General features: G+C 58.5%; 1 protein-coding gene. It reads left to right on the top strand.

Annotated elements, in window-relative coordinates:
- A partial coding sequence (locus HDE80_RS21840) for an SDR family NAD(P)-dependent oxidoreductase (RefSeq protein WP_184674416.1) occupies window positions 1-13,519 on the top strand: 13,519 nt, incomplete at both ends.

The raw sequence follows: 13,519 nt of genomic DNA, 5'->3' as shown, positions 1-13,519 counted from the left end.
TGGGTGAAGGGGCTGGCCTTCGACTGGCAGCGCCTGTATGGCGCCCATCGACCGCGGCGTATCAGCCTGCCCACATACCCGTTCGCGCGCGAGCGTTACTGGGTGCAGACGAGTTCGGCGCAGCCGGCTATCGCGTCCGGCCTTGGCACGGTCTTGCACCCGCTGCTGCACCGGAATACCTCGGACGTGGCCGGGCTGCGCTTCAGCACGTACTTGAGCGGCGACGAATTCTTCCTGACCAATCGCGTATTGTCCGATGTCGCGCAACTGGAAATGGCGCGCAGCGCGATCGGCGAAGTGACCGGCGAAGCGGGTCGTATCGTGTTGAACGACGCGGTGTGGGTACGGCCGATGGTCGTAGGCGCTGACGGGTTGACGGTGCATATTGCGCTTTATCCCGAAGAGGCCGGCGACATCGGCTTCGAGATCTATAGCGAAGGTGACGATGGTGAAGCCTTGGTCTACAGCCAGGGCATGGTCTCGACTGACACCAAGGAGACACCGGACGCCTCCCTGATGCACGATCTGGCGACGCTGCGTCCGGGCGTATCCGTCGAGCAAATCCACACACTGCTGCTACAACCAGCCTGGACCCCGCAGTCCGCCACAACCGATGGCGCCGAGGCTTCTGTGTTCGCGCAGCACCGGGTGATGTTGTGTGGCCTCGATGCAGTAGATGCCGATAGCGTGCAAGCGCAGATGCCGGACGCGGTCTGTCTGGTACCGGCTGCTGATATGGATCTGGCGCGGTGCTATGAAACAGCTACGGCTGCCTTGTTGGAACAGCTGCAGTCGCTAGGTGGCCAGCGCGGTGAATACCTGATCCAGGTGGCAGTGCCAAGCGAGGGCATCGGCCGGACCCTGGCAGGGCTGAGCGGGATGCTGCGCACGGCGCAACTGGAAAATCCGCGCATTGTCGGGCAGGTGATCAGCGTCGAAGCGGGTCAGGACGCCGGGCAGGCGCTGCTGGAAAACCGCGGCCGTGATGCGCAGCTCGTGCGTTACGTCGATGGCGAACGCCAGATCGGCAGCTGGGTCGAATGGCAACCCCCGTCCGAGGTCGCGTCGCCGTGGAAGGCACAAGGCGTGTACCTGATTACCGGCGGCGCAGGCGGTTTGGGCTTGATCTTCGCGCGCGAGATTGCAAGTCAGGCCCGGAATGTGGTGCTTATCCTGACCGGCCGTTCGCCGTTGAATGAAGGCATCCAGGAGAACATCCGCCAATTGGAAACACTTGGCGCGGTGGTGCGATACCACGCGGTGGATGTCACCGATGCCGCCGCCTTGACGCAGCTGGTGCGCAGCATTCCGGAAGAGTTTGAAAGCCTCGATGGCATCATCCACAGTGCTGGTGTGCTGCGTGACAGCTTCGTCATCAAGAAGACGCGCCAGCAACTGCATGAGGTGCTGAGCGCCAAAGTCGCCGGTACGCTGAACCTCGATCAGGCGAGCCGTGACATGGCGCTCGACTGCTTTATCTGCTTCTCGTCCCTTGCCGGAGCGGTGGGGAACGTGGGTCAGGCCGACTATGCGGCGGCCAATGCATTCATGGACGTCTTTGCTCATCATCGTGCTGAACTCGTGGCGCGAGGGCAACGTCACGGACGCACGCTGTCGGTCAACTGGCCACTATGGGACGAAGGCGGCATGCATGTGGATGCGGCGACACGCGCGATGCTGATCCAGCAAGCGGGGGTGCATGCCCTGGCTACAAAAAACGGCGTGCAGGCCTTGCGACAGGCGTTGGCGAGTGGTTTGAATCAGATGCTGGTGGTGGCGGGCGATGCCGCGCGCATCCGCCAGGTGCTACTGGGCAAGCCACAGGAAGCTTCCGTAGTGATGCCATCGGCGATGACCCGCGATGGCGGTGCGAAGGCGAGTCAGGACGAGCAGACGTTACCCGAACAGGCCTTGCACCAGAAGGTGAAGCGGACACTCGCGGGTTTGGTGTCCTCGCTTATCAAAGTCAATGCGGAGGACGTCGACGGCGAAACAGTCTTGAGCGAATACGGTTTCGATTCGGTCACGCTGACGGAATTCTGCAACGCCATAAACGAACAGTATCGGCTCGAACTGAAGCCGATGATCTTCTTCGAGTACCCGACGCTCGATGGTCTGGCCGACTATCTGGTACGTGAACATCATGTAGCGATAGCGCCACGGCTTGCTGCGACAAATAGTGTGGTGTCGGCACCGGTCGCTGCGGCTGTGGCGACTTCAACACCAGCATTCGAACGTATCTGCTCGCGCAGTCGTAGCCGTTCCAGCGCATCGCTGGCGGCATCCATCGCGAGCCGAAGCCAGGCGATCAACGAACCGATCGCGATCATTGGCATGAGCGGTCAGTTCCCGCAGGCAAGGGACATTGATGCCTTTTGGAGCAACCTGCGCGACGGCAAGGATTGCATCAGCGAGATTCCACCCGAGCGCTGGGATTGGCGGACTTGGTATGGCGACCCCGGACGGGAAAATAATAAGACCAATATCACCTGGGGCGGCTTCATTGATGGGGTCGACGAATTCGATCCGATGTTCTTCAGCATCTCGCCCAAAGAAGCCGAGATGATGGACCCGCAGCAGCGGCTGATGATGATCCATGTCTGGAAGGCGCTGGAAGATGCCGGTTACGCCGGTCATGCGCTTTCAGGCAGCGATACGGCCATCTATGTCGGCACCGGTGCGCCCGGATATGGCGCGCTGCTCAATCGTGCCAACCTCTGGGGTGAAGCCTATTCATCGACCGGCGGGGTACCTTCAGTCGGTCCGAACCGCATCAGCTATCTGCTCAATTGGCATGGTCCGAGCGAGCCAGTGGAAACGGCTTGCTCAAGCTCGTTGGTAGCGCTGCGGCGTGGTGTGGCGGCCATTCAAAACGGCGAATCGTCGATCGCCATCGTTGGCGCGGTGAATACCATCTTGACGCCCGAGGCTCACATCAGCCTGAACAAGTCGGGCATGTTGTGCGAGGACGGCCGCTGCAAGACTTTCTCCAGCGAGGCCAATGGCTACGTGCGCGGCGAAGGTGTCGCGATGCTGGTATTGAAGAAACTGTCGGATGCCGAGCGCGACGGTGACCACATCTATGGTCTGGTACGTGGTACTGCGGAGAACCACGGTGGCCGTGCCAATTCGTTGACGGCGCCCAATCAGAAGGCACAAGCGGCGGTGGTCAGGAAGGCTCACCTGCAGGCGGGCATCGATCCACGCACCGTGAGCTATATCGAAGCGCACGGCACCGGCACCCCGCTGGGCGATCCGGTGGAGATCAATGGTCTGAAGGCCGCGTTCAAGGAGCTGTACGCGGCCACGGGCGAGAGCGGAGTAACCGAACGGCACTGCGGACTGGGTTCGGTTAAGACCAATATCGGCCATCTGGAACTGGCGGCTGGTGTGGCGGGCGTGATCAAGGTCTTGCTGCAGATGAAGCACAAGACGCTGGTGAAAAGTCTGCACAGCGAGAGCCTAAATCCATATATCGATTTGAATGGCAGTCCCTTCTACGTGATGCAAGAGGCACGTGAATGGACGGCGATGCGCGATGCGCAGGGTCAGGCCTTGCCGCGCCGCGCCGGCGTGAGCTCGTTCGGCTTCGGTGGCGTGAATGCACACGTGGTGCTGGAGGAGTACATCCCTTCGACGTTGAGCGCGCCGGTTGCATATGGTCCCGTCGTCGTCGTCGTGTCAGCACGCAATGAAGAGCAGCTGCGGCAACAGGCGCAATCGCTACTGGCGTTTCTTTCTTCGCAGCCTGAGGCTTCGCAGATCGAGCTGGCTGATCTGGCCTATACGCTGCAGGTCGGACGTGAGGCGATGGAGGAGCGGCTGGGTCTCGTGGTTGGTTCGTTCACCGAACTGCGCAAAAAACTGAGCGCCTATGTCGCGGGCGACACGGCCATCGAAGACCTGCACCGAGGCCAGGTCAGGCGTAATAAGGAAGCAGTGACTGCACTTTCGACCGATGAAAACATGGCCCATACCGTCCGCAACTGGGTCGAGAAGGGCAATTTGGACAAACTGCTCGACGTGTGGATTAAGGGATACGGTCTCGATTGGGGTGTTCTCTACGGCACGCATAAACCACGTCGCATCAGCTTGCCGACGTATCCCTTTGCGCGGGAGCGGTATGGGATGTCCAGCGGTTTGGCTGCGCGATCAAGTGTGCAGATTGCCGGTGACCTACTGCAAGTTCTACATCCGTTGGTGCAGCGCAACTCATCAAACTTGTTAGGGCCTCGTTTCAGCAGCCGCTTTAGCGGGAGTGAAATTTTCCTTGCAGACCATAAGGTGCTCGATAGCCAAGTATTGCCAGGTGTGGCCCAACTGGAAATGGCTCGCTTCGCGGCGAGCGAAGCGAAGGACGGCGCCGGCGTACTACATATGCGGGATGTCGCGTGGGCGCGCCCAATAGTCGTCGGCAGTGAGGGCCTGGAGGTGCGGGTATCACTGTATCCGGAGGATAGCGGCGAGATCCGTTACGAGATTTACACCGAATCCGTGGATGGCGACGTCGTCTATGGCTACGGTGTGGTGACAGGTGTCATGGAAGATGTCACGCCGGCGCCTCATGATCTGAAAAAGTTGCGTCAACAGTGCGCCCTAAAGCGCTTAGATGCCGCGCAATGCTATGCGATGTACGAAGATCTGGGCATCCACTATGGACCCGGTTTTCAAGGCTTGAGCGAACTGTTCGTCGGAGAGCAGCTCGCCTTGGCACGGATAACGCTGCCGACTGCGGTGCAGGAGTCTAAGGGGCGCTACGTGCTGCATCCAAGCTTGCTCGATGCAGCGCTACAAGCATCAATCGGTTTGCAATTGGGTACGAGCAGTGGCGATTTGAAGCCGATGCTGCCGTTTGTGCTGGAATCCTTGAACGTGCGTGCCTCCTGCACGACCAGTATGTGGGTGGTCGTTCGGCGCAGCAGTGGCGGTGCCCCAAGTGATGTAATTCAAAAGCTTGATATTGATGTGTGCGACGAAAACGGTGTGGTGTGCCTGCAATTCAAGCGGCTTGGTTTTAAGGTTTTGAAAACCACTCCGACTGATGATCTTGCCCAAGAACCGATCTCCGGAGACGTGATAATTCATCCGAATATCCAGCAGGTGAATTCTTCTGTTCGGCAACCGGCACGGTTGGAATTGGAGATAGGGGGCATGACACCGGTAAACGACTCGGCTGACGACATCCAGGCAGACATCCAAGCGAGAGCGGATCGTTATTTTGTCCGCTTCTTGTCAAATGCACTAAAGCTGCCGGTACACAAGATCGACCCGCAGGCTCAGATGGAAGCTTATGGCATTGATTCCCTCTTGGTGTTGGATTTGACGCGCGCCTTGGAAAAGCCTTTTGGTCCGTTATCAAAAACGCTGTTCTTTGAATATCAGACCTTAGCCGCGCTGAGCGAATATTTTGTGCGACATCACCATGCTGCGGTGATGGGCTTGGTGGGTGTGAGCCACGCAACCACGGTCGCAGCGCCGGCAACTGAGTCGCTGGCGACCGGAATGGATAAGCTTGATTTTGGGCAGATACGCGTCCGCTCACGCTATGAGACGCACAGCCGCATCAACAAGGATGCCAGCCGTGAGATCGGTGAAATTGCGATCGTGGGCTTAGCTGGACGCTACCCGCAGGCCGACAATCTGGAGCAATTCTGGAACAACTTGAGCCGAGGCAAGGACAGCATCACCGAGATTCCTGCCGAGCGTTGGGATCACACGCTGTATTTCGACGAAGACCGCAGCAAGCCCGGAAAAACTTATAGCAAATGGGGCGGTTTCATTGACGGCATCGATCTGTTTGATCCGCTGTTCTTCAACATCTCACCGCGCGAAGCGGAGTTGCTGGATCCGCAGGAGCGTCTGTTTCTGGAATGCGTATATGCCACGCTGGAAGACGCCGGATACACCAGGGAAAGCGTGGCCGAGGACAGCAATGTCGGCGTCTTTGTCGGTGTGATGTACGAGGAATACCAGTTATACGGTGCCCAGGAACAGTCGCGAGGACGGCCCATTGCCGTGCCGGGCAGCGCGGCGTCGATCGCCAATCGAATTTCGTACTACTGCAACTTCAACGGTCCGAGCCTGGCACTGGACACGATGTGTTCGTCGTCACTGACGGCGATTCATCTGGCTTGCCAGAGCTTGCGGCAAGGCAGCTGTGCAGTGGCAGTGGCCGGCGGGGTAAATCTGTCGGTACACCCGAACAAATATCTGATGCTTGCGCAAGGCAAATTCGTTTCCGGCAAAGGGCGCTGCGAAAGTTTCGGCGAAGGCGGCGAAGGCTATGTGCCAGGCGAAGGTGTGGGCGCAGTATTGCTCAAACCACTGGCACAGGCGCAAGCCGACGGTGACCACATTTATGGGGTAATCAAAGCCTCCGCGATCAACCACGGCGGCAAGACCAACGGCTATACGGTGCCTAACCCCAATGCACAGGCCAAGCTGATCGAGCGGGCGTTGCGCGAGGGTGGGGTCGACGCGCGTGCGGTGAGCTATATCGAAGCGCATGGTACCGGTACTAGCCTGGGCGACCCGATCGAGATCGCAGGGTTGTCAAAGGCGTTTCGGAGCTGGACACAAGACACGCAGTTTTGCGCCATTGGGTCGGCCAAATCGAACATCGGGCATGCCGAGAGCGCGGCGGGCATCGCTGGTGTGACCAAAGTGTTGCTGCAGATGAAGCATCAGCAACTGGCACCGAGCCTGCATTCGAGCGTGCTGAACCCGAACATCGACTTTGACGGAACGCCGTTTGTGGTGCAGCAGGAACTCGCAGCTTGGCCACGGCCTGTGTGGGAGGTCAATGGCTTGAAGCGGGAAGGTCCGCGAATTGCTGGTATTTCCTCGTTCGGTGCAGGCGGCGCCAATGCGCACATAGTGATCGAGGAATACGTCACGCCGGTCACGCCACAAGCTGCACGAGGTACGGCGCTGATCGTGCTATCGGCACGTCACGAAGACCGGCTGAAGGAACAGATTCAGCGATTGCTGGCAGCGATCATGGCCGATCCGGATATGGCGCTCGCGGATCTGGCTTATACCCTTCAGATTGGCCGTGAGCCCATGGATGAGCGGCTGGCCTTGGTGGTGGATTCGCTGGACGAGCTGCGCGAGAAGCTGACTGCCTATTTGGCAGGCGAGACGGCGATAGACGAGCTGTATCGCGGCCAGGTGAAGCGCCATAAAGATTCGTTCTCTTCCCTGGCGGGCGACGACATCACAGCCACGATTGCCGAAACATGGATGGCCAAGGGCAAATACGGCAAGTTGCTCGATCTGTGGGTGAAGGGCTTGGCGTTCGACTGGCAGCGTCTGTATGGAGCCCATAGACCGCGACGCATCAGTCTGCCGACTTATCCGTTTGCACGCGAACGCTATTGGATCGAGATGTCCGATCCCCAGCCGGAAATTGCGACGAGCGAGGTATTGCATCCGGTGTTGCATTGGAACGCCTCGGACGCGGGACGGCAGCGCTTCAGTACTCGCCTGAGCGGCAAAGAACTCTTCCTGGCAGATCACGTGGCACAGGTTGGCCGTGTGCTGCCAGACGTAACGCATCTGGAAATAGTGCGCAGCGCGGTTAGCGAGGCGATCGGTGAAGAGGGGCATATAGCCTTGAACGAGATGATATGGGCGCAGCCGGTTGTGGTGAGTACCGACGGACTGACGCTGCATATCGCGCTCTACCCTGAAGAGGGTGGCGAGATCGGTTTCGAGATGTACAGCGAAGGCGAAGCCGGCGAAGTCCTCGTGCACAGCCAGGGTGTAGTACGCAGCGAATCGGCACTGGTACCAAGGCTGACGGAATCGGAGGCGCGGCCGGCTGAGCTATCTAGTAGTGGGCCAATTCAAACTCTGCTGCTACGCCAAATATGGACAGCGCCGGCGGCGGCGATGGACGTCAGCGATACGTATGCGCAACACGTCGTGCTGCTCTGTGGCGTGGACAAGGTGGACGTCATCAACTTGCAACGCCAACTGCCCGGCGTTGTTTGCCTGGCGCCAGCAAGCGGCGGTGATATCGCCCAACGCTTTGAAGCGGCTGCCGGTGTGTTGTTGGAACAGATTCAGGAGCTGGGCCGTCAACGTGGAAAACATCTGATCCAAGTGGTAGTGCCGAGCGAGGGTGTTGGCCAGACCATGGCAGGCTTGGGCGGTATGTTGCGCACGGCCAAGTTGGAAAACCCGCACATCGTTGGCCAGGTAATCGGTATCGAACCAGGCCAGGATGTATGTCAGGCACTGCTGGAAAACCGCGTCCTCGATGCGCAACAAGTGTGTTACGTCCACGGCGAGCGTCGGGTCAGCAGTTGGGCTGAATTGCCAGTCGCGATCGATGTAGGTCAGCCATGGAAAGCGCAGGGCGTGTACTTGATTACCGGCGGCGCGGGTGGTTTGGGCTTGATCTTTGCGCGCGAGATTGCGCGTCAAGTGCGGAATGTCGTGTTAATTCTGACCGGCCGCTCGGCATTGAACGAAAGTATCCATGCCAACATCCTCTCCCTTGAAACCCTGGGCGCTGTGGTGCGCTACCACGCAGTCGATGTCACCGATGGCGTCGCGTTGACGCGCTTGGTACGCAGCATTCCGGAAGAATTTGAAAGCCTCGACGGCATCATCCATAGCGCAGGCGTGTTGCGCGATAGCTTCATCGTCAAGAAGACTCGGAAGCAGCTCAACGAAGTGCTCAGTGCCAAAGTGGCTGGCACGCTGCATCTCGACGAGGCTAGCCGTGACATGCCACTGGATTGTTTCATCTGCTTCTCGTCCTTGGCTGGGGCATTCGGCAACATAGGTCAGGCTGACTATGCGGCAGCAAATGCCTTCATGGATGCCTTCTCGCACTATCGCGGTGCCCTGGTTACTCAGGGCCTGCGCCATGGGCGTAGCTTGTCAATTAACTGGCCGTTATGGGAAGAGGGCGGCATGCGGGTCGATGCCGCTACGCGCCAGAACATGACGCAGCAGACCGGATTGATTCCGCTGCGCAATGCCAGTGGCTGTGCCGCACTGGCACAGGCATTGTCGAGCGGTCTGCCTCAGGTACTGGTGGCCGAAGGCGTGATGAATAGGATGAAGGCAGCGCTGCTTATGGCTGCGCAGTCGAACGCGCTCGCGGTTGTTGATCCGCTACAGATTCCGCAAACAGTGTTTCATCGCGGCACATCGGACCAGCCTGTCCAACAATCCAGTAGCCGACCCAATGGCGAGGAATTCTTCCTTGCACGAGAGAACAACGAGGCGCCAGCTGTCACTGCGCAGGCCGATGTGGGTGTGAATAAGCTGTTGCGTGAAAAGAGCATCCAGCAGTTCAAGAAGATAATAAGCAAGGGGATCAAGCTGCCTGTTGACGCCGTCGAGGCGGATGTCAGCTTTAGCGAATACGGTATCGACTCGGTCGTTATCATGGAATTGACCAACGTCTTGCGCGAGGTGTTCGCTGCCGACAGCGTCAGTACGACATTGTTCTTCGAACACCAGAGCATCGATAGCCTGGTCGATCATTTCATGCAGACTGAAACCGAAGCGCTGATGCGTTGGACGGGGTTGGATAGCGCTGTTTCGCTGTTATCTACGCCCGAGAGTGATGAATCGGCGAATGCCACCGTCAGCGCAACGCGCTCACAAATTGCTCCGACGCCCACGTTGAACTCATTATCGGCGCTGCGCAGCAAGTTGGGGCGGTCAAGCCGCTTTCAGATGAGTGACGGCTTCCGCGGAGCGGCGCCTACGAAGGTGACAATGCTGGTCACGCAACGGTTCGAAGTGGCGATTGTCGGTCTCTCCGGGCGTTACCCCGGTGCCGCGGACGTCAATCAGTTCTGGGACAACCTTGCCGCCGGACGCAACTGTATTTCAGAAATACCGCCAGAACGCTGGGACAACAGCAGGTTTTTCGACGAGCAAAAGCATCAACCTGGAAAGACCTACACCAAGTGGGCAGGTTTGCTGGACGACGTGTATTGCTTTGATCGTCTGTTTTTCAATATCACGCCGCGTGAAGCACAGTGGATTAGCCCGCAAGAGCGGCTTTTCATGCAAGAGGTATATGCGAGCGTCGAAGACGCGGGCTACACACCGGCAAGCCTGAGTCAAAGCAGGAAGATCGGCTTGTTTGTGGGCGTTGCGAATGAGCACTATGCGACAGGCGCGCGCTTCTGGTCGATCGCTAATCGGATCTCCTATCTATGCGATTTCCAGGGACCGAGTATGGCGGTCGACACCGCGTGCTCATCCTCGCTGACCGCGCTGCATCTCGCCATCGAAAGCCTGCGTAACGGCGACAGTGAAGTCGCCGTTGCCGGCGGCGTGAATCTGATCGTCGCGCCAACACATATAATCAATTTATCTGCCGCGACCATGCTATCCAGCGGTGACAAATGCAGTTCGTTTGGTGTTGACGGCGACGGGTTCGTGGATAGCGAAGCGGTTGGCGCCATCGTACTCAAACCACTGCATCGTGCAGTTGCCGATGGCGACCATATCTATGGCGTTATCAAGGGTAGCGCGGTCAATTCCTCCGGCAAGACCCGTGGTTATATGGTGCCAAGCCCGAACTTGCAGGCGCAGGTGGTGAGTGACGCGCTGCAAAAGGCAGGTGTCGATGCGCGCCATGTCAGCTATCTGGAAGCACATGGTACGGGGACCAGTCTGGGCGATCCGATCGAGATCGCGGGACTGTCGAAGGCTTTTCGGAACTGGACGCAAGACAAGCAGTTCTGTGCCATTGGTTCCGTCAAGTCGAACATCGGTCACAGCGAGAGCGCAAGCGGCTTCACAGGCATCAGCAAGGTATTGATGCAGATGAAGCACCACATGCTCGCGCCGAGTCTGCATGCGAGCATGCCCAATCCGAACATCAAATTCGCCGACACGCCCTTCATGGTACAGCAGCAGCTGGCTCCCTGGCCGCGCCCGGTGCTGGAGCTTGATGGAAACCGGCGAGAATTTCCAAGGATCGCGGGAATTTCCTCGTTCGGTGCCGGCGGCGCGAATGCTCATGTGGTGATCGAGGAATACATTGCGCCACTCAACACCAATCAGGCTCCTGCGCAGGCGAATCATGGCCCGGCAATGGTGGTGCTGTCTGCCCGCAATCAGGAGCGGCTGATCGAGCAAACACAACGCCTGTTGGCAGCGATCGCGCCGACGCGTGCCGAGGCCGATCTGACACTGGCCAATGTTGCTTATACCCTGCAGGTTGGCCGTGAGGCGATGGAGGAGCGGCTGGGGCTGCTGGTGGATTCGCTCGATGATTTGCGACTCAAGTTGATCGCCTTTGCTACCGGTCAAGGCGATATCGATGGCGTCTACCAGGGTCAGGCCAAACGTAGCGCCTTATCGATGCTCTCAGGCGATGAGGATATGGCACTTACGGTCCAGGCATGGGCTGCCAAGGGCCAATTCGGCAAGTTGCTCGGCCTTTGGGTGAAGGGCTTCACTTTCGACTGGAATGCTTTGTACAGCACCGACGACGGCATACGTGCCGGAGCCGCTCGTCCACGCCGTATCAGTCTGCCTACGTATCCATTTGCGCGAGAGTACTACTGGACGGATGTTCCCTATCCAGACTTGCCGAACGCAGGGGGCGCTACAGGTCAATCACAGTCATTCGCTGGCTACGGAGCTGTGCTCGCTTCCAAGCAGTCAGTTGCAGCTTCATCGGATAAGGCGACGCCGACGATAAGCCGTGAGACGGTGGTCGCCTTGCACTCCCCGAACTTGTCGGACACCTTCGATGCGATAGACACATCACACCCGTTAGTCCGACCTGCAGCCGTCGTCGCGCCCGCACCGATCATGGCTACTTCGTCGAGCGTGGATGTTTCGACGTTGACGATCAACCATCAGCAGGCGATGGTCGCGATCTGGCAAGAATTGTTCGGACGCGCGTCGGTGGAGATCGACGACGACTTCTTCGAGCTTGGTGGAGACTCCTTGCTGGGGACCCAGCTGGTGTCGAGAATTCTTGCCGAATTCGGGGTCGAGATAACGATAGGAGTGATTTTCGAATCGTCGACCGTGAGGTCGCTCGTCGCAAGCATCCAGTCGCTCGGTAATTCACTCGATACGTTATCGAGAGCGCCGAATGAGCAGCCGATTTCATCGGCGATATCGTCTGCCACGCGCGATTCGACGTCGATGATCAACCATCAGCAGACGATGGTCGCGATCTGGCAAGAATTGTTCGGACGCGTACCGGTGGAGATCGACGACGACTTCTTCGAGCTTGGTGGAGACTCCTTGCTGGGGACCCAGCTGGTGTCGAGAATTCTTGCCGAATTCGGGGTCGAGATAACGATAGGAGTGATTTTCGAATCGTCGACCGTGAGGTCGCTCGTCGCAAGCATCCAGTCGCTCGGTAATTCACTCGATACGTTATCGAGAGCGCCGAATGAGCAGCCGATTTCATCGGCGATATCGTCTGCCACGCGCGATTCGACGTCGATGATCAACCATCAGCAGACGATGGTCGCGATCTGGCAAGAATTGTTCGGACGCGTACCGGTGGAGATCGACGACGACTTCTTCGAGCTAGGTGGAGACTCTTTGCTGGGTATCCAGCTGGTGTCGAAAATTCGTGCCGAGTTCGGCGTCGAGATATCGGTAGGAGTGATCTTCGAATCGTCGACCGTGAAGTCGCTCGTCGCAAGCATCCAGTCGCTCGGTAATTCACTTGACATGGCATCGAATGCGCCGAATGAACAGCCGATTCCGTTGGCGATACAGCCTGCCAGCCCCGAAGCGCCGTTGTCCGACTTGCCGATTCAATACGCGGACTTTGCGCAATGGCAGCGGCAATGGCTGAGCGGAAAGGTGTTGGAGCAGCAGCTGAGCTACTGGAAACAGCAGCTCGCTGATTGCCCGAGCCTGTTGACGCTGCCCACCGACCGACCGCGGCCCGCGCGGCTGAGTCATAGGGGAGCGATGCTGTCGTTCATGCTACCGGCAACGCTGGTGTCGGCACTGCGGGGCCTGGGCAACGAGACGCAAAGCACGCTGTTCATGACGCTGTACGCGGCGTTCAATGTGCTGCTGGCCCGTTATTCGGGCCAGAGCGATATCTGCATCGGCACGCCGATCGCCAATCGCAACCGCAGCGAAGTCGAAGAGCTGGTGGGTTTCTTCGTCAATACGTTGGTGCTGCGCACCCAGGTGGACCAGACGCAGGATTTCAATACCTTGCAGCAGCAAGTACGGCAGTGCGCACTGGATGCGTATGCGCACCAGGATGTGCCGTTCGAGCAACTGGTGGAAGCCGTGCAGCCGGAGCGGCATGCCAGCTATACGCCATTGTTCCAGGTGATGTTGGTGTTGCAGAACACGCCGATGGATGCCCTGGTGTTGCCCGGTCTATCGATCCAAGCAATCGACAGCGAAAACGTCACCGCCAAGTTCGATCTCACGCTGACGTTGACAGAGAACAAGAACGGCCTGCAGGGTTGCTTCGAATACAGCACGGACCTGTTCGACGCGAGCACGATTGCGCGCCTGGCCGACCATCTCACGCACTTGCTCG

It is taken from the genome of Rhodanobacter sp. A1T4, assembly GCF_014207185.1.
Classification (GTDB): Bacteria; Pseudomonadota; Gammaproteobacteria; order Xanthomonadales; family Rhodanobacteraceae; genus Rhodanobacter.
The sequence above is the reverse complement of the archived record's forward strand: the minus strand, read 5'-3'. Positions and strand labels throughout refer to the sequence as shown.